At 74.2% G+C, this 21,158-nt stretch carries 19 protein-coding genes; 7 read left to right on the forward strand and 12 right to left on the reverse strand.

Annotated elements, in window-relative coordinates; all coding sequences use genetic code 11:
- Window positions 1-244: hypothetical protein (locus ACSNN7_RS16550; protein WP_436681694.1), on the forward strand; the 244-nt coding region annotated here is incomplete at its 5' end.
- Window positions 245-248: 4 nt separating this feature from the next.
- Here ACSNN7_RS16550 and ACSNN7_RS16555 read toward each other — a convergent pair.
- From ACSNN7_RS16555 to ACSNN7_RS16570, 4 genes are all read right to left on the reverse strand, one after another.
- Window positions 249-1,730, reverse strand: coding sequence for a CHAD domain-containing protein (locus ACSNN7_RS16555; protein ID WP_436681695.1), 1,482 nt, complete (start codon window positions 1,728-1,730; stop codon window positions 249-251).
- Window positions 1,731-1,770: 40 nt separating this feature from the next.
- Complete coding sequence (locus ACSNN7_RS16560) at window positions 1,771-3,033, reverse strand: acetyl-CoA C-acetyltransferase (protein WP_436681696.1); 1,263 nt, start codon at window positions 3,031-3,033, stop codon at window positions 1,771-1,773.
- A gap of 121 nt (window positions 3,034-3,154) precedes the next feature.
- A complete protein-coding gene (locus ACSNN7_RS16565; RefSeq protein WP_436681697.1) occupies window positions 3,155-3,958 on the reverse strand; it encodes an SGNH/GDSL hydrolase family protein in 804 nt (267 codons plus the stop codon).
- A gap of 97 nt (window positions 3,959-4,055) precedes the next feature.
- Window positions 4,056-5,108, reverse strand: coding sequence for an SGNH/GDSL hydrolase family protein (locus tag ACSNN7_RS16570; RefSeq protein WP_436681698.1), 1,053 nt, complete (start codon window positions 5,106-5,108; stop codon window positions 4,056-4,058).
- 180 nt (window positions 5,109-5,288) lie between these two features.
- Between ACSNN7_RS16570 and ACSNN7_RS16575 the strand changes: the two genes are divergently transcribed.
- Window positions 5,289-5,645 (forward strand): YkvA family protein, encoded by a 357-nt coding sequence (locus ACSNN7_RS16575; RefSeq protein WP_436681699.1) that lies wholly within the window; start codon window positions 5,289-5,291, stop codon window positions 5,643-5,645.
- 76 nt (window positions 5,646-5,721) lie between these two features.
- The gene (locus tag ACSNN7_RS16580; protein ID WP_436681700.1) at window positions 5,722-7,092 is read left to right on the forward strand and encodes a cystathionine beta-synthase; all 1,371 of its coding nucleotides are present in this window, start codon (window positions 5,722-5,724) and stop codon (window positions 7,090-7,092) included.
- Window positions 7,093-7,167: 75 nt separating this feature from the next.
- Here ACSNN7_RS16580 and ACSNN7_RS16585 read toward each other — a convergent pair whose 3' ends face one another.
- From ACSNN7_RS16585 to ACSNN7_RS16620, 8 genes are all read right to left on the reverse strand, one after another.
- Entirely contained in the window at window positions 7,168-8,118 is a 951-nt protein-coding gene (locus tag ACSNN7_RS16585) for a S1C family serine protease (RefSeq protein WP_436681701.1), read from the reverse strand.
- 62 nt (window positions 8,119-8,180) lie between these two features.
- Window positions 8,181-8,690, reverse strand: coding sequence for an N-acetyltransferase family protein (locus ACSNN7_RS16590; protein WP_436681702.1), 510 nt, complete (start codon window positions 8,688-8,690; stop codon window positions 8,181-8,183).
- Entirely contained in the window at window positions 8,687-9,616 is a 930-nt protein-coding gene (locus ACSNN7_RS16595; RefSeq protein ID WP_436681703.1) for a ribonuclease Z, read from the reverse strand. Before ACSNN7_RS16595 ends, ACSNN7_RS16590 begins: the two co-directional genes overlap by 4 nt.
- A 353-nt stretch (window positions 9,617-9,969) precedes the next feature.
- On the reverse strand, window positions 9,970-11,154 hold the full coding sequence (locus tag ACSNN7_RS16600; RefSeq protein ID WP_436681704.1) for an osmoprotectant NAGGN system M42 family peptidase: 1,185 nt from the start codon (window positions 11,152-11,154) through the stop codon (window positions 9,970-9,972).
- The gene (ngg, locus tag ACSNN7_RS16605) at window positions 11,151-12,968 is read right to left on the reverse strand and encodes an N-acetylglutaminylglutamine synthetase (RefSeq protein ID WP_436681705.1); all 1,818 of its coding nucleotides are present in this window, start codon (window positions 12,966-12,968) and stop codon (window positions 11,151-11,153) included. Before ngg ends, ACSNN7_RS16600 begins: the two co-directional genes overlap by 4 nt.
- Before the next feature lie 2 nt (window positions 12,969-12,970).
- The gene (locus ACSNN7_RS16610; protein ID WP_436681706.1) at window positions 12,971-14,755 is read right to left on the reverse strand and encodes an N-acetylglutaminylglutamine amidotransferase; all 1,785 of its coding nucleotides are present in this window, start codon (window positions 14,753-14,755) and stop codon (window positions 12,971-12,973) included.
- A gap of 203 nt (window positions 14,756-14,958) precedes the next feature.
- Window positions 14,959-15,621 carry a peptide-methionine (S)-S-oxide reductase MsrA gene (gene msrA / locus ACSNN7_RS16615; protein ID WP_436681707.1) on the reverse strand — a complete coding sequence of 221 codons (663 nt, stop codon included), beginning with the start codon at window positions 15,619-15,621 and terminating at the stop codon, window positions 14,959-14,961.
- A gap of 75 nt (window positions 15,622-15,696) precedes the next feature.
- Window positions 15,697-16,122, reverse strand: coding sequence for an HIT family protein (locus tag ACSNN7_RS16620; RefSeq protein WP_436681708.1), 426 nt, complete (start codon window positions 16,120-16,122; stop codon window positions 15,697-15,699).
- Window positions 16,123-16,362: 240 nt separating this feature from the next.
- Between ACSNN7_RS16620 and ACSNN7_RS16625 the strand changes: the two genes are divergently transcribed.
- Genes ACSNN7_RS16625 through ilvA form a run of 4 tightly spaced genes read left to right on the forward strand, consistent with a single transcriptional unit; the run spans window position 16,363 to window position 21,146 of the window.
- Window positions 16,363-17,502 carry a cystathionine gamma-synthase gene (locus tag ACSNN7_RS16625; protein WP_436681709.1) on the forward strand — a complete coding sequence of 380 codons (1,140 nt, stop codon included), beginning with the start codon at window positions 16,363-16,365 and terminating at the stop codon, window positions 17,500-17,502.
- Between the two features lie 16 nt (window positions 17,503-17,518).
- Entirely contained in the window at window positions 17,519-18,928 is a 1,410-nt protein-coding gene (locus tag ACSNN7_RS16630; RefSeq protein WP_436681710.1) for an amidase, read from the forward strand.
- 50 nt (window positions 18,929-18,978) lie between these two features.
- Window positions 18,979-19,929 (forward strand): DUF4328 domain-containing protein, encoded by a 951-nt coding sequence (locus ACSNN7_RS16635; protein WP_436681711.1) that lies wholly within the window; start codon window positions 18,979-18,981, stop codon window positions 19,927-19,929.
- A complete protein-coding gene (ilvA, locus tag ACSNN7_RS16640; RefSeq protein WP_436681712.1) occupies window positions 19,926-21,146 on the forward strand; it encodes a threonine ammonia-lyase in 1,221 nt (406 codons plus the stop codon). The genes ACSNN7_RS16635 and ilvA overlap by 4 nt, the downstream gene beginning before the upstream one ends.
- Window positions 21,147-21,158: the final 12 nt, after the last annotated feature.

Raw genomic sequence — 21,158 nt, forward strand, 5'->3', positions numbered from 1 at the left:
GGCGGTCGCCGAGGGGGGCAACGTGTCCCGCGCCGATCTGATGCACCGGCTGGTGCAGGAGCTGGCCAACCTCGGCGCGGACGCCGAGGGCGAGCCGCGCCGGGGCGTACCCCGGTTGGACAACGACCTGGCGCTGGTGGATCAGCTCCGGGTGGTGACGGCCGACCTGCTCGCGGCCGGAGCGCCGGAGGAGACGCTGGCCCGAGCCGCCGCCGAGGTGACGGCGACCCGCTCGGCGCTCTGACCGCTCAGCTCTTCAGCCAGCGCCGTACCTTGCGCCGGCGGGCCCGGTCCCGGGCGGCGGGTACGGCACGCAGGTCCCGGTCGGCGGCCGTGGCCTGCCGAGCGTGCAGGATCCCGTAGGTGAAGGTGTTCTCGCCGTCGGCGTACGCGCGCAGCGCCTGCCGGCGCAGCACCTCTCGGGTGACCACCGAGTCGTGGTGCGCGCCGAGCAGGTCCTGGAGTTCCTTGAGCCGGCCGGCGAGCGCGGCGGCGGGCTTCCCGGCGCCCGGCTCCCGTACCTCCACCGCGTACCGGGCGTTCTTGTACGCCTTCCGCGCCTCGTGCAGCGCGCCGTCCGCCTCCTCCGCCGGCGGCCCGTCGAGGGCCCGGTCCAGCCGGTCGTCCGCGCGGCTGAGCGCCCGGCGGACCCGGCGGGTCACCCACCGCGCGTCGGCGGTGCGCGCGGTGGGCCCCTCCAGCAGCCGGTCCAGCCGGGTCAGCAGCTCCGGGTACCGGTCCGAGTCGAACGTCCGCCGCAGCTCGTCGAGGGCGGTGGCGAGGTCGGCGGCGAACCGCTCCGCCACGCGCGCCGCGACCGGGCCGAGTACCAGCTCGACGGGTTCGGCCCGCACGGCGTCGGTGAGCCGGGCGGCCATCACCTGGGCGTCCCGGACCGTTCCGAGCCGGCCGCCGAGCCACCGCAGCTCGGCGCGGACGGCCTCGCTCTCCCGGCGGTCCCAGAGGCCGCGGAAGGTGCGCAGGGTGGCGCGCAGCCGGCGCACGGCGACGCGCATGTCGTGCACCGCGTCCTCGTCGCCCTGCCGGGCCCCCGGATGGTTCGCGATCAGCGCGTCGCGCTGGGCGAGCGCGTAGGCGACGACGGGATCCGGCGCGGTCGCCTCGGCCGCGGCGGCGAGACGGCCGGCGAGGGCCCGGTGGGACTTCGAGACGGCGACCGGACGGCTGCCCGCCGCGCGCAGCCGTGACTCCACCGCGTCCAGCAGCCGGTCGTCGCCGTCGACCAGTTCGACCTCGATCTCCCGCCACGCCTGTCGCTCGCCGGTGACGAGATCCCGCCCCTCGACGGTGTCCTCGACCACCTCCGCCAGCACCCGGCCGCGGTCGTCGAGCAGCCGGCGTTCCATCCGGTGATTGGTGACGCGTGCCGCCGGCGCGACCGCCCGCCCGCGGGCGGCGGCCCGGAAGAGCGCGACCAGCTCCGCCGGTGGGTCCACGTCGTCCGCCCCGGCCGGGAACTGGTACTCCGTCCGGGCGCCACCGGCCGCGCCGACCTTGAGGTGCCAGCCCGCGTCGTGACCGCCGGTCCGCCGGCGCAGTGCGAAGCCGCTGCGGGCCAGCCGCAGGTCGGCGGTGTCCAGGTAGACCGCGTCCAGGTCGAGGGCGGTGGCGTCCGACACCGTCGCGACGCCACCGCACCCCGTCAGGTCCGGCAGCCGGAAGCCCTCGTCGGCGGAGTACTTGCGTTCCCGCTCCACGACCGTCGCCATGCGGTTCCGGTACCCCGGCGGGCCTCCGGCGAACCGTGGCTCAGCTCAGCCGCTCCAGCACCATCGCCATGCCCTGGCCGCCACCGACGCACATGGTCTCCAGGCCGATGGTCTTGTCGTGCCACTCGAGGGCGTTGAGCAGCGTGCCGGTGATCCGGGCGCCGGTCATGCCGAACGGGTGGCCGACGGCGATCGCGCCGCCCATCACGTTGACCTTCTCCTCGGGGATGCCGAGCTGCCGGTAGGAGGGGATCACCTGGGCGGCGAACGCCTCGTTGATCTCGACCAGGTCGACGTCGTCGACGGTCATGCCGGCCCGCTTGAGGGCCTGCCGGGACGCCTCGACCGGGCCGAGGCCCATGATCTCCGGCGACAGGGCGGTCACGCCGGTGGAGACGATCCGGGCCAGCGGGGTGAGCCCGAGGTCCTTCGCGCGCTGGGCGCTCATCACCACCACGGCGGCGGCGCCGTCGTTGAGCGGGCAGCAGTTGCCGGCGGTGATCCGGCCGTCGGGGCGGAAGACCGGCTTGAGGCCGGCGACCGCCTCCAGCGTGACGCCGGCGCGCGGGCCGTCGTCGGTGCTGACCACGGTGCCGTCCGGGGTGGTGACCGGGGTGATCTCGCGGGCCCAGAAGCCGTCGGCGATGGCCTTCTCGGCGAGGTTCTGGCTGCGTACGCCGAAGGCGTCCATGTCCTCGCGGGTCACGTCGTACACCTGGGCGAGGTTCTCGGCGGTCTGCCCCATCGCCAGGTAGATGTCGGGAAGCCCGCCCGTCTCGCGCGGGTCGCTCCACACCTCGGCGCCACCGGCCGCGCGGGCCTTCGAGCGCTCCTGCGCCTCGGCGAAGCGCGGGTTCTCCCAGCCGCCGCCGACCAGGGCCTGCGCCTCCGGGGGGAGGGTGTCGGAGTTGCCCCGGGCGTAGCGGGAGACCATCTCGACGCCGGCGGAGATGAAGACGTCGCCCTCACCGGCGCGGATCGCGTGCATCGCCATCCGGGTGGTCTGCAGCGACGAGGCGCAGTAGCGGGTCAGGGTGGCGCCGGGCAGGCCGTCCAGGCCCATCAGCGTGGCGACCACCCGGGCCATGTTGAAGCCCTGCTCGCCGCCGGGCAGGCCGCAGCCGAGGTAGAGATCCTCGACCTCGGTCGGGTCGAGCCCGGGGACCTTGTCGAGCGCGGCCCGGACGATGGTCGCGGCGAGGTCGTCGGGGCGGACCTCGCGCAGCGAACCCTTGAACGCGCGACCGATGGGGGAGCGGGCGGTGGCGACGATGACGGCGTCGCGGGACGACTCAATCGGCATGAACCAACGTTAACTCGCCGGTAACTTGGCGCGGAAGCTGCCGGGGCGGCGGGAAATGTCACCCCGCGCCGTGGTGTCCGCCGTGCCGTCCGCCGGCCTGCCGTGCCGTGCGCCGGTCCGCTCAGTGGCGGGCGGCCGCGGCGGCCGCGGCGGCCACCGCCGGCAGCAGGGCGTGCGCCCAGACCCGGTACCCGTCGGCGGAGGGGTGGAAGCCGTCCGGGCAGAGGGTCCCGGCGTCGGCGCGGAACACCGGCCCGGTCTCCGCGCCCAGGTCGACCACGCTGCCGCCGGCGTCGAGCACGGCGGCGGTCTGCGCCCGGGCGATCCGCCGCCCCGACCAGCCGAGCACCTGCCGCAGCGGCTGCGCGACGGCACGGACCGCGCCCAGGTCGGGGCAGGTGCCCACCACAACCTCGACCCGCGCGTCGCGCAGCCGGCGCACCGCCGCGCCGAGGTACGCCGCGGCCTCGCCCGGCCGGCGCATCGTGGTGGCGTCGTTGGCGCCGATCAGGATCACCGCCACGTCGGGACGCTCCCCGAGCAGCGCCCGGGCCACCTGGGTGGCCAGGTCGGTGGAGCGGGAGCCGGAGACCCCCACGCTGGACAGGTGCACCTGCCGTCCGGTCGGCCCCTCGGTCAGCAGGTGGGCCAGCTGCCCGCCGACGGTCTCGTCGAAGCGTTCGACCCCGACGCCGAGCGCCGAGGAGTCGCCGAGCAGCACCAGCCGCAGCGGCGGGGCGCCGGCCCGGCCCACCGTGGCGCGCAGCGCCAGGCCGAGCTCCGGCTGGGCGTAGCTGCGGTTACGCGCGGCGACGGCCTGCCCGGCGAGCACCGCCGCGCCGCCGATGGTGCCGGCGACCAGGGAGACGGCCGCCGCCTTGCCGAGCCGGAGGGCGAGCTCGGTGCCGATGCCGCGTTCGGTCATGACGACACCTCCCGGTGCTCGCCGGCGCGCCGGCACTCCTGCCCCTGGCGGCGGTCGGCACGGGGCTCCGTCGCGCGGGGCCCGATGGTTCGCTCGCTCATGCCGATCCCTCCAGTGTGGGTGAGTCGGTGGCGGAACCGGGTTGCGGCACCGCGCCGACGCCGAAGAAGGCCCGTCGGCGCAGGTGCGCCCAGCGGCCGGCCGGCCCGCGGTCGCGGCCCCGGACCTGGGTGCCGCTGACCTCCGTACCGGCGTGCCGGGCCGCCTCCTGGGCGGCCTCCGGCAGCGACCGTACCCCCTCGCCCCGGCCCAGGACAGGCCTGCGCTCTCCGCCGGTGCCGAGCGCCGAGATCACGGTGGGCAGCAGCGCGGCGGCGGCCACCGCGTACCCCTCGGCGGAGGGATGGAACCGGTCCCAGGCGAACATCCGGGTCGGTTCGGCGACGAATCGGGGACCGAGCATGTCGCCGAGGGAAACCGTCCAGCCACCCGCCTCGACCACCGCCACCGTCTGGGCGGCAGCCAGCTGCCGGCTCCACCGCCGGGCCAGCCAGCGCAGCGGCGGCTGGATCGGCTGGATCGCCCCGAGGTCGGGGCAGGTGCCGACGACCACCTCGCAGCCGGCGGCCCGCAGCGCGCGGACCGCGTCGACCAGGTAGCGCACCGCCAGCCCGGGCGGGGTGCGGTTGGTGACGTCGTTGCCGCCGATCAGGATCACGGCGACGTCCGGGTCGCACTCCAGCGCCGACTCGACCTGCGGCTTCAGCCCGGCGGACAGCGAGCCCACCACGGCGAAGCGGTGCACCCGGACCGGCCGGTGCAGCCGTCGGGACAGCCCGGTGGCGAGCAGCGCCCCCAGGGTCTCCCGGCGCCGGTGCACGCCGTAGCTGGCCGCCGAGGAGTCGCCGAGCACGACCATGGTCAGCGGCGGGCCGGGGCACTTCGCGCCGTAGACGCCGTCACAGCGCGGTGGGGGCGCCTCGGCCATCGGGATGGTGCGCCGGGCCTGACGGGCCTGGCCGAGCAGCACCCCGCCGGTCGCGACGAACGCCGCCGCGCCCGCGCCCGTGCCGATCGCCGCCATCCGGGCGATCCGGCGGGCGCGCTGCCAGCGCGGACCGACGGGTACGACGGAACCAGCCACCCCCATACCGCCACGTTATCGCGCCGGCACGACACGCCGCTCTCCTCGTGGCGGCCGGTGCATGGCTGGCGAACGACGCATCTGGGTACGTGTCGGGTGACGGCGCCGGGGAGACGGCCCCGGGCCGCCGTCGCGGTGGGCTTGCGCCCCCGCGTCACGCTGGTCGGGCGGAAAGGGGCTGGACGGATGAGCAGGACGTTGAAGCGGAGCGCGGCGTTCACCGCGTTGGCGCGGGCACTGATGGCGGGTGCCCGGGGTGGCCCGTCGCTCGGGCAGCGGCTGGCGGCGCTGCCCCGGATGATCAGGGCCACCACCCGGGGCGAGTACGACGGCGGCCTCCGGCTGGCCATGATGACGGCGGCGACGGCGTACGTGCTCTCGCCGGTGGACGTGGTGCCGGAGTTGTTCCTCACCGTCTTCGGCCTGGTGGACGACGCGGTCATGGTCACCTGGCTGGCCGGCAGCGTGCTGGCGGAGACCGAGCGCTTCCTGGAGTGGGAGGACCGTCGCAGCTCCGTCATCCCCGGGCAGATGATCCCCTGACGGCACGTACCCTGGGCGACGAACGAAACGTCTGCCCGGCCGCCGGCGCCGGCGCCGCAACGAAGGGCACAACGAGGTGCAGTACTACGACAACGTCGTCGAGTTGATCGGCAACACCCCGCTGGTACGACTGCGCAACGTCACCGAGGGCATCCAGGCCACCGTGCTGGCGAAGGTGGAGTACCTCAACCCGGGCGGTTCGGTGAAGGACCGGATCGCGCTGCGGATGGTGGAGGACGCCGAGGCCGCGGGCATTCTCAAGCCGGGCGGCACCATCGTCGAGCCGACCAGTGGCAACACCGGCGTCGGGCTGGCCCTGGTGGCGCAGCTCAAGGGCTACAAGTGCGTCTTCGTCTGCCCGGACAAGGTCAGCCAGGACAAGCAGGACGTGCTGCGTGCGTACGGCGCCGAGGTGGTGGTCTGCCCGACCGCCGTCGCGCCGGAGGACCCGCGCTCCTACTACAACGTCTCTGACCGGCTGGCCCGGGAGATCCCCGGCGCCTGGAAGCCCAACCAGTACAGCAACCCGGCCAACCCGCGCTCGCACTACGAGACGACCGGCCCCGAGCTGTGGAAGCAGACCGAGGGCGGGCTCACCCACTTCGTGGCCGGCGTCGGCACCGGCGGCACCATCTCCGGCATCGGCCGGTACCTCAAGGAGGCCTCCGAGGGCCGGGTGCGGGTCATCGGCGCGGACCCGGAGGGCTCGGTCTACTCCGGCGGCACCGGCCGGCCGTACCTGGTCGAGGGCGTCGGCGAGGACTTCTGGCCGGAGACCTACGACCGGGGCGTCGCCGACGAGATCATCGAGGTCTCGGACAAGGCCTCGTTCGAGATGACCCGGCGGCTGGCCCGCGAGGAGGGGATGCTGGTCGGCGGCTCCTGCGGGATGGCCGTGGTGGCCGCCCTGGAGGTGGCCCGCAGAGCCGGCCCGGACGACGTGATCGTCGTGCTGCTGCCGGACAGCGGCAAGGGCTACCTGTCGAAGATCTTCAACGACACCTGGATGGCCCGGTACGGCTTCCTGGACAACTCGGGTACCGAGCCGACCGTCGCCGACGCGCTCGCCAGCAAGCCGGGCGGGCTGCCCGAGCTGGTGCACGTGCACCCCACCGAGACGGTCCGCGACGCGATCGACTACATGCGCGAGTACGGCGTCTCGCAGCTGCCGGTGCTCAAGGCCGAGCCGCCGGTGGTGACCGGCGAGGTGGCCGGCTCGATCGCCGAGAAGGACCTGCTCGACGCGCTCTTCACCGGGCAGGCGCATCTGCACGACACCATCGAGCGGCACATGGCCGAGCCGCTGCCGATGATCGGCGGCGGCCAGCCGGTGAGCGAGGCCGTCGGTCTGCTGGAGAAGTCCGACGCCGCCCTGGTGCTGGTCGACGGCAAGCCCAAGGGCGTCCTCACCCGCCAGGACCTCCTCGCCCACCTCGGCGCCCGCTGACCCGACGGCGTACCGCGGGGCCTCCTTCCGAACCGGAAGGAGGCCCCGCGTCGTCGTGCCACGAGGGCGGGCGGCTCAGCGGTTCAGCTCGGTGGGGACCGCGACCACGTCGACGAAGGCGCCCCGGCGCAGCACGGTGACGGGCAGCCGGGTGCCGATCGCGGGGCCGAGCATGAGCCGTTGCAGGCCCTGGCCGTCGCGGACCGGCCGGCCGCCGGCGGAGAGGATCACGTCGCCGAGGTAGATCCCGGCCTGTCCGGCGGGACTGCCCGGCACCACCTCGACCACCCGCAGGCCGCGCCGCTGGCCGGTGCGCTCGGCGACCTCCGGGGGCAGCGGCACCGGCACGCCGGCCACCCCCAGCCACGCCCGGCGGACCCGCCCGTCGGCGATCAGGTCGTCGACGATCTGCCGGGTGGTGGCGTTGATCGGCACGGCCAGCCCGAGGCCGTAGCCGGCGACCGCGGTGTTCACCCCGATCACCCGGCCGGCCGAGTCGGCCAGCGCCCCGCCGGAGTTGCCGGGGTTGAGCGCCGCGTCGGTCTGGATGACGTCCTCGATGAGGCGGGTGACCCGGCCGTCGCGGGCCGGCAGCGACCGGCCCAGGCCGGACACCACCCCCGCGGTCACCGACCCGGCCAGCCCCATCGGGTTGCCGACCGCCACCACCAGCTGGCCGATCCGCAGGGTGTCCGCATCGCCCAGTTCCACCGGCGGCACGGTCGCCTCGTCCACCCGCAGCACCGCCAGGTCGGAGAGCGGGTCCGCGCCGACCACCCGGAACCGCACCTCGGTGCCGTCGCCGAAGGCGGCCGAGCCGTCCCGGGCGCCCTGCACCACGTGCGCGCTGGTCAGCAGCAGGCCGTCGGTGCCCACGGTGATCGCGGAGCCGGCGCCCGCCCCCCGCGTGGTCCGCACCGACAGTGCGGCCACGCTGGGCAGCACCCGGGCCGCCACGCCGGTGACCACCCGGGAGTACGCGTCGAGCGCGGCGTCCTCCGCCCGCTCGGTGTGATCGGTGTCCATGCCTGCGGCAACGCGACCGGATCGACGGGCATGCCCCGATCAGCTCAGAGCGAACGCCCGGGTCACAGCGGTCGGGCGTACCGGACCTGCGCCACGACGACGGGGCCGAAGTGCTCGTCGCGCCGGGTGCCCTCGGGCGTCCAGCCGCCGCGCTCGTAGAAGCGGCGCGCGGAGTCGTTCTGCGCCAGCACCCAGAGCACCGCCCGGGACCAGCCCCGCGACCGCATGGCGTCCAGGGCGTCGATCATCAGCTCGCGGCCGGTGCCCCGGCCCCGCTCGTCCGGGTCGAGGTGGATGGCGTTGAGCAGCCCGGTGTCCGGATCGCCGTCGTCGTCCGGGCCCAGGTAGCTGAAGCCGACCAGCCGGCCGTCGCGCTCGGCCACGGTCATCCGGTGGTCGTCGCGCTCCCAGCCGACCCGCTCGACCCAGTACCGGCCCATCGCCCCGGGCGTCGGGTCGGCCAGCGCCTCGGCGGGCAGGAACGAGGAGTAGGCGGCCACCCGGGACCGCTGGTGCAGCGCGCCGATCCCCATCAGGTCGTCGTCGGTGGCGGGGCGGAGCGTGACGGTCACCCGGCCGAGGCTACCCGGCGGGGCGGGACCGGCACGGTGGCCAGGTCCTCGGCGATCACCAGGTCCCCGGCGAAGTGCTCGCGGGCCTCGTCGGCGAAGCGCTGCGGGTCGCTGTAGCGCTGGGAGAAGTGGGTCAGCACCAGCCGGCGTACCCCCGACTCGGCCGCCACCCGCGCGGCCTGAGCCGCGGTCAGGTGGCCGACCTCGGCGGCCAGGGCGGCCTCCGACTCCAGGAAGGTCGACTCGATGACCAGCAGGTCGGCGTGTTCGGCGAGGGCGTACACCGCGTCGCAGAGCCCGGTGTCCATCACGAAGGCGAACCGCTGACCCGGTCGGGGCACGCTCACCTCGTCCCGGGTGACGCGGCGTCCGTCCAGGTCCAGGTGGCCCACGCGGAGCAGCTCCCCGACGGCCGGCCCGGCGATGCCGTACGCGGACAGCCGCTCCGGCAGCATCCGGCGGGCGTCGGGCTCCACCAGCCGGTAGCCGTACGTCTCGATCGGGTGCCGCAGCCGGCGGGCCTCCAGGGTGCCGGCGCCCAGGGTGATCCGCTGCCCGTCCGCCTCGATCGGCTCGACGGCCAGCTCGGCGGTCTCGTAGAAGGAGGTGGCGTGGCGCAGCCGGGCGAAGTACTCGGCGCCGCCCGCCGGGAAGTGCGCCGCCACCGGGTGCGGCACCCGGTCCAGGGAGAGCCGCTGGATGATCCCGGGCAGGCCGAGGCAGTGGTCGCCGTGGAAGTGGGTGACGCAGATCCGGGTCAGGTCGGTGGCGGTGACGCCGGTGTGCAGCAGCTGCCGCTGGCTGCCCTCGCCCGGGTCGAAGAGGATCACCTCGTCGTCCCAGCGCAGCACGTACCCGTTGTGGTTGCGCTGCCGGGTCGGGGCCTGGCTGGCCGTCCCGAGCACCACCAGCTCGCGCATCGACACGGACCTCTCCTGCGGATATGAAGCGACCCCCGGGGCTTCCGCGCTCGCGCGCGGGCCGGCTGGACTGGGCCGGCACCCCGGGGGTCGGGTGGCTGTCGTGGTTTCGCCGCACCGCTGCCACACGGTCTCGACGATCGTGCATGCCCGCCTCGCGGCGGACGGAGTTTCACTGTCGAGGACAGCGGCTAGCGGACAGCCACCTCACGAGTCCGATTGCTATACAAGTCTGGACCACCTCCTTTCCCGTGTACCGCCACGCTATCCACTCCTGCGGGGCACCGGCAACGGATTTCGATCACAGGGCCGGGCGGAATGCCCGGCGGTGGTGCGGGTGTTCGCCGGGGGCCGGCCGGTCAGCTCGGGTCGGCGATGCCGATCGGGCCCTCGCGTGGCCCCTCCTCGCTGGCCGGCTGCACCGCCAGCGACGGGAAGTCGGCCAGGTCGCCCTCCGGCTCGGCGTCCCACTCCGGGAAGACCAGGTCGCTCTGCAGGTAGAGGCAGAGCAGCTGGGTGAGGTGGCGCAGCCCGTCCAGGTGGGTGCGCTCGTGGCCGTGGGTGGCGTCCACGCCGAAGCCGAGCAGCGCCACCCGGGCGTGCGCGCCGGCCTCGACGGCCGCCGCCACGTCCGAGCGGTAGTAGTCGAAGACGTCCCGGACCAGGTCGACGCCGTGCTCCCGGGCGATCGAGGCGAGGTTGCGGGTCAGGTGGTAGTCGAACGGGCCGACCCCGTCGCCCATCGCCAGGGTCGCCGCGTGCTCCCGGGACTGCTGGCCGGGCGCGACCACCGCCGCGTCCACCGAGACGATCTCCGCGACGTCCGGGTCGAGGCCGTGGCTGGCGCCGTGGCCGATCTCCTCGGTGACGGTGACCAGCAGATGCGCGGTGACCACCGGGGTGACGCGTGCGTCGACCAGTGCCTTGAGGGCGGTGAGCACGGCGGCCACGCCGGCCTTGTCGTCCAGGTGCCGCGACTTGACGTACCCGCTGGGGGTGATCGTCGGGTTGGGCAGGAACGCCACGAAGTCCCCCGCGTCGATGCCGAGCGCCCGGAGGCCGGCGACGTCGTCGACCGGCTCGTCGACCCGGACCTCGACGTGCTCCCAGCCGACGCCCTGGCTGTCGACGTCCTCGTTGTAGCGGTGCCCGCTGGCCTTCAACGGCAGCACCTGACCGGTGATCACGCGGTCCAGGTCGTCGGTGAAGATCCGGACGTGGGCGCCCTCGGCGAACCGGGCGCTGTGCGTGCCGATGGTCTTCAGCTCCAGCCGGCCGTTCTCCTTGAGCCGCTTCACCATCCCGCCGATGGTGTCGGTGTGCACCACGATCGCCCGGTCCGCCCCGGTCTGCCGAGGGCCGGGCAGGCACGCGCTCAGCGCACCGCGCCGGGTCAGCGTGGAGGAGATGCCCAGCGCGGAGAGGCGCTCGCCGACGTACTGCTGCACATGATCGGTACGCCCCGACGGGCTGGGGATCTCCAGCAGCTCCAGCAGCACCTGGCGCAGGTAGTCCAGGTCGATCTCCAGTGGCTTCGGGCTCACGCGGCACCTCCCGGGCCGGCCGGGGACCAGAGCCGCTGCGGTGCCCGGGTGCCGGGAAAGAGCAGGTCGACGAAGCGCTCGGCGGTCGGCTGCGGCTCGTGGTTGGCCAGCCCGGGCCGCTCGTTGGCCTCGATGAAGACGTGCTCCGGCCGGTCCGGCGCGGGAACCAGCAGGTCCAGCCCGGTCACCGGGATGTCCAGGGCGCGGCTCGCCGCCACGCAGGCCTCGGCGATCGCCGGGTGCAGCTCGGCGGTGACGTCGTGGATGGTGCCGCCGGTGTGCAGGTTCGCCGTCCGGCGCACGGCCAGCACCTCGCCCTCGGGCAGCACGTCGGTCATCCGGTACCCGGCCTCCGCGACCACCTCGCGGGTCATCTCGTCGACCGGGATGCGCGACTCGCCCCCGGTGGCGGCGGCCCGCCGGCGGCTCTGCCGGTCGATCAGCGCGGCGATGTCGTGCACGCCGTCGCCGGTGACCTGGGCGGGCCGGCGGACGGCGGCGGCCACCACCTCGTGGTCGATCACGATCACCCGCAGGTCCTCGCCGTCGCGCAGCTCCTCGATCAGCACGTCCGGGCAGAACCGGCGGGCCAGCTCGACCGCCGCGGTCAGCGCCTCGGCGGTGCGGACGCCGACGGTGATGCCGTTGCCCTGCTCGCCCCGCGCCGGCTTGACCACCACCGGGCCGACCTCGGTGAGGAAGGCGAGGTCGTCGGGGTCACCGGTGGCGGTCCGGCCGCGCGGCACCGACAGCCCGGCCTCGGTGAGGATCCGCCGGGTGACCCGCTTGTCGTCGCAGCGGCTCATCGCCACCGCCGAGGTCAGCTCGGAGAGCGACTCGCGGGTGTGGATCGTCCGGCCGCCGTTGGTCAACCGCAGCTCGCCCCAGCGCGGGTCGGTGACCTCGACCCGGATACCGCGCCGCATCGCCTCGTCGGCGACGATCTTCGCGTACGGGTTGAGCTCGTCGTACCCGTCCGGGGTGGCGGGCAGGAAGAGCCGCTCGTTGATCGGGTTCTTCCGCTTCACGCAGAGCGTGGCGGTCCGGTGGAAGCCCAGCCGCTCGTAGAGCCGGATCGCGCCGGAGTTCTCGGCGAGCACGGACAGGTCCACGAAGGCCCGCCCCCGCTCGTCCAGCCGGTCGGCCAGCCCGGTCAGCAGTGCCTGGCCGGTGCCGGGCGGCGCGGTGTTGAAGTCGACGGTCAGGCACCAGAGACTGGCACCGTTCTCCGGGTCGGCGAAGACCGCCACGTGGTCCACACCGGTGATGGTGCCGACGATCTCGCCGGTGGCCGCCTCGGCGACCAGATGCAGGAAGCGGTCGGTGCCGGCGTTGTCGACCAGCACGTCGACCGGCGCGGTGACCATCCCGTTGCGGGCGTAGATCCGGTTGACCGCGTCCGCGTCGTCGGCGTCGCGCAGCGGACGGATCACCAGGCCGGGGATCTCGTCGTCGCCGTCGACGGCGGCCGGCCGCCGCTCGCCCAGCGGCAGCCGGTAGGTCAGCGACGGGTCGATGAACAACTCGTCCGGCAGCCGCGACACCAGCACGTGCGGGTCGCGCAGGTAGATGCAGATGTCCCGGGCGCCGGCCGCCTCGGAGCGCAGCACGTCCGCCACGGCCGCCTGGTGGGTGAAGGTCTGGCCGAAGACCAGCCGTCCCCAGCCGCAGTCCAGCACCACGCCCGCCTCGTCGGTGGTGCGCGCGCGCTCCTCCGGGGTGCCGGGCGCGACCGGGTCGCCGCCGGGGCCGATCCGCTCCCGGTGCCGGCCGGGCACCCGGCCCCGGTCGATGGTCGTCACGGTCTCGGTCATCGTCAGTCGATCCCGTGGCTCTGGAGCCACATTTCCAGGAGTCCCAGCTGCCACAGCTTGTTTCCGTTCAACGGGGTCAGTTCGGCGTTCGGGTCGGCGAGCAGCGCGTCGACGTAGTCGGCGCGGAACAGGTCGCGCCGGCGGGCGGCGGGCGCGGAGAGCGCGTCGCGTACCCGGTCGAGCAGCTTGCCCTCCAGGTGGGTGAGGCCCGGCACCGGGAAGTAGCCCTTGGGTCGGTCGATCACCTCGTGCGGCAGCACCCGGCGGCCGATCTCCTTGAGCACGCCCTTGCCGCCCTGGGCCAGCTTCAGCTCGGGCGGGCAGCTCGCCGCCAGCTCCACGAACTCGTGGTCGAGGAACGGCACCCGGGCCTCCAGCCCGTGCGCCATGGTCATGTTGTCCACCCGCTTCACCGGGTCGTCGGTCAGCATGATCTGGGTGTCGATCCGCAGGCCGGCGTCGACCGCGGTCTGCGCGCCCGGCCGGGCCAGGTGCGCGGCCACGAACTCCCGCGCCGGGTCGCCGTCGGCCAGCCGGTCCGCGTTGAGCATCCGGGCCAGGCCGGCCGCGTCCCGGTCGAAGAACGCCTTCGCGTACGTCTGGAGCGCCTGCTCCCGGTCGATGCCGGCCAGCGGCGGGTACCAGTGGTAGCCGCCGAGGATCTCGTCGGCGCCCTGCCCGGACTGGACCACCTTGACGTGCCGGGACACCTCCTGGCTGAGCAGGTAGAAGGCGACGCAGTCGTGGCTGACCATCGGCTCGCTCATCGCCGCCACGGCCGCCTCCAGCGGCGGCACCAGGTCGCCGGCGGCCACCTTGAGCTGGTGGTGGTCGGTGTCGAAGGTCTTCGCGATGAGGTCGGAGTAGACGAACTCGTCGCCCCCCCGGCCGCCGACGGAGTCGAAGCCGATGGAGAAGGTGGAGAGGCCCGACTGCCCCTCGCCGGCCAGCAGCGCGACCACCAGGCTGGAGTCGAGGCCGCCGGAGAGCAGCACGCCGACCGGCACGTCGGCGACCATCCGGCGGCGCACGGCGGTGGTCAGCGACTCCAGCAGGGCGTCCTGCCAGTCCTGCTCGGACCAGTCGGCCCGTTCGGCGGCCCGGGTGAACGACGGATCCCAGTAGACCCGGTCGTGGGTGCGGCCGTCCGGCTCGTAGACCCGTACGGTCGCCGGGGGCAGCTTGGTGACGCCGCGCAGGATGGTCCGCGGGGGCGGCACGATGCTGTGGAAGCTGAGGTAGTGGGCGAGCGCCACGGTGTCGATCTCGGTGTCCACGCCGCCGCCGGCCAGCAGCGCCGGCAGGGTGCTGGCGAAGCGCACCGTGCCGGGCGTCTCGGCAAGGTAGAGCGGCTTGATGCCGAGCCGGTCCCGGGCCAGTACCAGCCGGCCGGTGTCCCGCTCGGTGATCGCCACGGCGAACATGCCGATCAGGTGGTCGACGAAGTCGAGCCCCCACTCGGCGTACGCCTTGACGACCACCTCGCTGTCGCCCGAGGAGAAGAAGCGGTGCCCCTTGGCCTGCAACTGCGCGCGCAGTTCCCGGTAGTTGTAGATGCAGCCGTTGAAGACGCCGGTCAGCCCCGAGTCGGGGTCGACCAGCGGCTGCCCGCTCGCCGCCGACAAGTCGATGATCTTCAGGCGCCGGTGCCCGAGGGCGACCGGCCCCTGGGCCCAGACCCCGCTGTCGTCGGGTCCCCGGTCGCTCATCGTCGCCGCCATGCGCTCCACCGCCGCGACGTCGGCCCGTGAGCCGTCACGGCGGTACTCCCCAGCCAGTCCGCACATGCCAGGGAATGGTGCCAGAGGTTGTTGCAGTTCGCCTGTTGAGCTGATGTCGGTGGCGTTACGTGTTTGCTAGGATGCGCGCCGCTTCTTCCCGGCCCCGTGGTCACCGCCGACTTTTCCGCCGGTGGACGGGCCAGTGCCCGGATCGGAGCGGGCCTGCGGTGTGACAAACACCGCAGGCCCGTCGACGAACGTCAGGCCGGTCAGCCGGCGGTACGGGCCACGCCGACCGGGCAGCTCAGCCCGTTGGGGCCGTGGTTGCAGTACCCGTTCGGGTTCTTGGTCGGCGCGAGGTACTGCTGGTGGTAGTCCTCGGCGAAGTAGTACGTGCCGAGCGGCGTGATCTCCGTGGTGATCTCACCCTTGCCGGCCCGGGCCACGATCGGCGCGAACGCGTCCCGCGACGCCTCCGCGGTCGCCCGCTGCTCGTCCGTGGTCGTGTAGATCGCCGAGCGGTACTGGGTACCGACGTCGTTGCCCTGGCGCATGCCCTGGGTCGGGTCGTGGTTCTCCCAGAAGACCTTGAGCAGGTCCTCGTAGCTGATCTTCGTGGGGTCGTAGACCACCTGGACCACCTCGGCGTGCCCGGTCATGCCCGAGCAGACCTCCTCGTACGTCGGGTTCGGCGTGCTGCCGCCCGCGTAGCCGGCGGAGGTGGTGATCACCCCGGGCAGGGTCCAGAACAGCCGCTCGGCCCCCCAGAAACAGCCCATGCCGAAGACGGCGACCTGGGCACCCTCCGGAAACGGACCCTTCAGGGTCGACGGCAGCACCTCGTGCCGGTCAGCGATCGGCATCGCGGTCATGCGGCCGGGCAGCGCCTGGTCGGGGGTGGGCAGTTCGGCCTTCATGCGGCGAAGGAACACGGTGGGACTCCTTTCGGTACCTCTCCCCGCGTGCAACGCCGGCGGGCCCCGGTTCCTTACCCGCCGGGTGCCAACTCAGGCTCCGGGCGGTGCCAGAGCGGCGGCGACGCGGGCGGCGTGCTCCTCGGCCTCCGCGTCGTCGGCGTAGCGGGTCCGCGGCCAGAAGAAGCCGCGCAGGCCGTCGCCCTTGGTGCGGGGCACCACGTGGGTGTGCAGGTGCGGGACGGACTGCGACACCTTGTTGTTCATCGCCACGAACGTCCCGCCCGCCCCGAGTCCGGTCTCGACCGCCACCGCGAGGCGTTGGACCAGGCGGAAGTAGCCGGGCAGCGCGTCCGCCGACAGGTCGGGGAGGCTGATCAGGTGGGTGCGGGGGACCACCAGCACGTGCCCCTTGAAGACCGGCCGGGTGTCCAGGAACGCGACGCCGTCCGGCTCGTCGGCCACCCGGAACGCCGGCACCTCGCCCGCCACGATCCCGCAGAACACACACCCGCTCATCCGGGCAGCGTAATGCCGGCCGGGGAGGTCGCCCGCCCCCGCGACACGGAGCGAAGAGAGGTGCTCCGGGTGCATCTGTTGTCGTCCCGGCGACAACAGATGCACCCGAAGGAGACGGGCGTCGCCTCGGGTGGCCGGGGCGGGCCGTGAATCACCCGGCCGCCCCCGGCAGGGAGAGCCGGGCGACCCCGCGGGCGGGTTCCGCCCGCCCCGGCGGACGGGCGGACTAACGTCTCGGGAATGAGTCACGGCTTCGAGACGCTCGCCATCCACGCCGGCCAGGACCCCGAGGCCCGCACCGGCGCGGTGATCCCACCGATCTACCAGACCAGCACCTACGCCCAGGACGCCGTCGGCGCGCCCCGCAACGGCTACGAGTACAGCCGCTCCGGCAACCCCACCCGGGACGCGCTGCAGGAGTGCCTCGCCGCCCTGGAGGGCGGCCCGGTGGCGCTCGCCTTCGCCAGCGGCCTGGCCGCCGAGGACACCCTGCTGCGCACCGTCTGCAAGCCGGGTGACCACGTGGTGATCCCGGACGACGCGTACGGCGGCACCTACCGGCTCTTCGCCCGGGTCGCCGAGCGCTGGGGGCTGGACTACACCCCGGCCAAGGTCTCCGACATCGACGCGGTCCGGGCCGCCATGCGCCCCACCACCAAGATCGTCTGGGTGGAGACGCCGACCAACCCGCTGCTCGGCATCGCCGACATGGCCGCCCTGGCCGCCGTCGCGCACGACGCCGGGGCGCTGCTGGCGGTCGACAACACCTTCGCCTCGCCGTACCTGCAGCAGCCGATCGCGCACGGCGCGGACGTGGTGGTCCACTCGACCACCAAGTACATCGGCGGGCACTCCGACGTGGTCGGTGGCGCGCTGATCGCCGCCGACGCCGGCCTCGGTGAGGAACTCCGCTACCACCAGAACGCGATGGGCGCGATCAACGGACCCTTCGACGCCTGGCTCACCCTGCGCGGCATCAAGACCCTCGGGGTACGGATGGACCGGCACTGCGACAACGCCGAGCGGATCGCCGCGTACCTGGACGGGCACGCCAAGGTCGGTCAGGTCATCTATCCGGGCCTGCCCGCGCACCCCGGCCACGAGGTGGCCGCGAAGCAGATGCGCCGCTTCGGCGGCATGATCTCCTTCCGCGCCGCCGGTGGCGAGGAGCACGCCGTGCAGATCTGCAACCGGGCCAAGCTCTTCGTGCTCGCCGAGTCGCTCGGTGGCGTCGAGTCCCTGATCGAGCACCCCGGCCGGATGACACACGCAAGTGCTGCGGGCTCGCCGCTTGAAGTTCCCGGCGATCTCGTGCGACTGTCTGTCGGCATCGAAACGGTCGACGACCTGCTCGCCGATCTGGAGCAGGCACTGGGCTGACCGCTGGCTGGGGAGGATGGCCGTGCAGGACATCATGCCGACCTGGGTCGGAGCGACCGCCAAGCAGATCGCCAGGGGCGTACGCCGCGGCGACGTCTCGGCCACCCAGGTCGTCGCCGACCACCTCGACCACATCGCCCGCGCCGACGCCGACCTCGCCGCGTTCCGCACGGTACGCGGCGGGGAGGCGATCACCGAGGCGGAGAAGGTCGACGAGCAGGAGGACCTGGCCAACCTCCCGCTGGCCGGGGTGCCGGTGGCGGTGAAGGAGAACACCGCCGTCGCCGGCCTGCCCACCTGGAACGGTTCGGCCGCCGCGCGTAGCGGCGTCGCGGAGGCCGACCACGAGGTGGTCCGGCGGCTGCGCGGCGCCGGCGCGGTGATCCTCGGGGCGACCCGGATGCCGGAGCTCGGCCTCTGGGCGCTCACCGACGACGAGTCGGCGGTCACCCGCAACCCGTGGGACACCGGACGTACCCCCGGCGGTTCCTCCGGCGGCGCCGCCGCCGCGGTGGCCGCCGGGCTGGTGCCGATCGCGCACGGCAACGACGGTCTCGGCTCGATCCGCATCCCGGCCGCCTGCTGCGGCCTGGTCGGGCTCAAGCCGGGCCGGGGCGTGGTCCCCGCCCAGCTCGGCGCGGAGGACTGGTTCGGCCTCACCGAGCACGGCATGCTCACCACCACGGTCGCCGACGCCGCCGTCGGCTTCCAGGTGCTCGCCGGCCGGCGCGCCGACAAGCTGGTCCCGCCGCCCCGGCTGCGGGTCGGGGTCTCGCTGCGCTCCCCGGTGCGGGGCGTCTCTCCGGACGCCCCCAACTCCGACGCGGTGGCGGCCGCCGGCCGGCTGCTCGCCGCCGCCGGCCACGACACCGTGCCCGCCGACCCGGTCTACCCGACCGCGCTCGGCCTGCAGGGCATCGCGACGTGGTTCGCCGCCGCCGCCGTCGAGGTGCGCGCCGCCGGCATCGCCCGGCGGGACCTCCAGCGGCGCAGCCGTCGGCACGTCGCGCTCGGCGAGTGGGCGCAACGACGCGGGTACGTCCGGGAGGCCGACCGGGCCGCCTGGCGCGAGCGCTCGATCGGCTTCTTCACCGACCACTCGGTCGACCTGCTGCTCACCCCGGCGCTGGCCGGCCCGCCGCCGGAGGCCGCCGTCTGGTCCGGCCGGTCCTGGGCGGCCAACATGAAGGCCAACATCCGGTACGCCCCGTACGCCGCGCCCTGGAACATCGCCGGCCTGCCGGCCATCGTGGTGCCGGTCGGCCGGCGCCCGGACGGCCTGCCGGTCGCGGTGCAGCTGGTCGGCCCGCCCGGCTCGGAGCTGCTGCTGCTCGCGGTGGCCGGGCAGTTCGAGATGCAGGCACCCTGGTCCCGGCACGCCCCCGGCTATCCGCGGGTCGGAACGGGGTCGCCGGTCGTTGCATGATCGTCTAGCGTGTGCGCGCATCCACTGCCGCACCCCCTGGACGGTCACCCATGCAGTGCCAGACCTGCGGGGACGCCACGTCCCCGAGCTTCAACGAGTGCCAGAACTGCTACACCCCCCTCGGGCAGCCGGCCGTCACGCCGGGGCTGGAGACCCACTCCGTACGCGGCATCGGCCGGGCCGCCTCGGTCGCGGTCGGGGTGACCGCCGCGTTCTACCTGCTGTCCGCGCTCGCCCCGGTGGCCGGGATGGTGCTGGCGCGGCAGGCCGAGCGCGACGGCGACAGCGACGTGCTCCTCGGGGCCATGCTGCTCGAGGTGGCGCTGAGCCTGCCGTTCGTGGTGGCCTACCTGACCGCCGCGGTCCTGGTCATCATCTGGACCTGGCGGGCGCGCAAGAACATCGACGCCTTCCCCGGCGCGCTGCCCTCCCTCGGCCAGGGCTGGGCGATCGCCGGATGGCTGGTGCCGTTCGCCAACTTCGTGGTGCCCGCCCGGGTGGTGGCCAACATCGCCCGGGACAGCCTCTGGCGCCGGAGCACCCCGGGGCTGGTCGGCGTCTGGTGGGCGGCCTGGCTGCTCTTCAGCGTCGGCGAGCGGCTGTTCAGCCGCAAGAACGACCTCGAGTACGCCCGGCTGCCCGAGACGGCCGTCGACCGGGCCGACTTCCAGGCGTACGTCGACTACTACCAGGGCGCGCTCGGCCGCAACGCGATCCCGGCGATCGCCTGCGTGGTGGCGGCGGTGTCGTTCATCGTGCTGATCCGGCGGATCTCCGCCGCTCAGCAGGACCGGATCGCCCGGGCCACCCCGGCCTGGCCGGTCGCCCCCGGCATGCCGGTGCCGGGTGCGTACGCGCCGGGCATGCCGGTGCCGGCCGGCGCGCCCGGCCCGTTCGCCGCGCCGCAGCCGGTCGTTGCGCCCGCGCCGCAGGTGCCGGCCGACACGCCCCCGGCGGCGCCGATGGTTCCCCCGGTGGCGGGTGGCACGATCGGGGCATGACGGAACTGGTCGGTCTCGCCGACGTACAGGCCGCGCGGGAGCTGCTCGCCGGCGTCACCCGCACCACCCCGCTGGAGCCCTCCCGGCCGCTCAGCGCCGCGCTCGGCGGCCCGGCGTGGCTCAAGTGCGAGAACGTGCAGCGTGCCGGGTCCTACAAGGTGCGCGGCGCGTACGTGCGGATCTCCCGGCTCAGCGAGGAGGAGCGGGCCCGGGGCGTGGTCGCGGCCAGCGCCGGCAACCACGCCCAGGGCGTCGCGCTCGCCGCCGGTCTGGTGGGCGCCCACGCCACCGTCTTCATGCCGGTGAACGCGCCGCTGCCCAAGGTGGCCGCCACCAAGGGGTACGGCGCGCGGATCGAGCTGGTCGGCAACACCGTCGACGAGTCGCTGGTGGCGGCGCAGACGTACGCCGAGCGGACCGGCGCGGTGCTGATCCACCCGTTCGACCACCCCGACGTGATCGCGGGTCAGGGCACCGTGGCGCTGGAGATCCTCGAACAGTGCCCGGACGTGAAGACCATCATCACCGGGGTCGGCGGCGGTGGCCTGATCTCCGGCATGGCGGTGGCGGCCAAGGCGCTGCGCCCCGACGTCCGGGTCGTCGGGGTGCAGGCGGCCAGCGCGGCGGCCTTCCCGCCCTCGCTGGTGGCCGGCGAGCCGGTACGCCTGCCGTCCTTCGCCACCATCGCCGACGGGATCGCGGTCGGCCGGCCGGGGGAGATCACCTTCACCCACGTCCGCAAGCTGGTCGACGAGATCGTCACGGTTTCCGAGGAGGACATCTCCCGGGCGCTGCTGATGCTGCTGGAGCGCGGCAAGCAGGTGGTCGAGCCGGCCGGCGCGGTGGGCGTGGCCGCACTGCTGGCCGGGGTCGTCGAGGTGGAGGCGCCGGTGGTCGCGGTGCTCTCCGGCGGCAACATCGACCCGCTGCTGATGCTCCGGGTGATCGAGCACGGCCTGGCCGCGGCCGGGCGCTACCTGCGCGTCACCGTGCGCTGCTCGGACCGGCCCGGTCAGCTCGCCTCGCTGCTCACGGAGATCGCCGAGCACCGGGCGAACGTGGTGGACGTGGAGCACCAGCGGGCCAACCCGCACCTGCGCCTCGGCGAGGTGGAGGTGGCGCTGTCGGTGGAGACCCGTGGTGTCGAGCACTCCGACACGCTGATCAGCGCCCTGCGGGCCAGCGGCTACCAGGTGGTCTTCGCGGCCGAGGCGTGACACCGGTGACGG

The organism is Micromonospora sp. URMC 105 (assembly GCF_051386295.1).
GTDB lineage: Bacteria > Actinomycetota > Actinomycetes > Mycobacteriales > Micromonosporaceae > Micromonospora.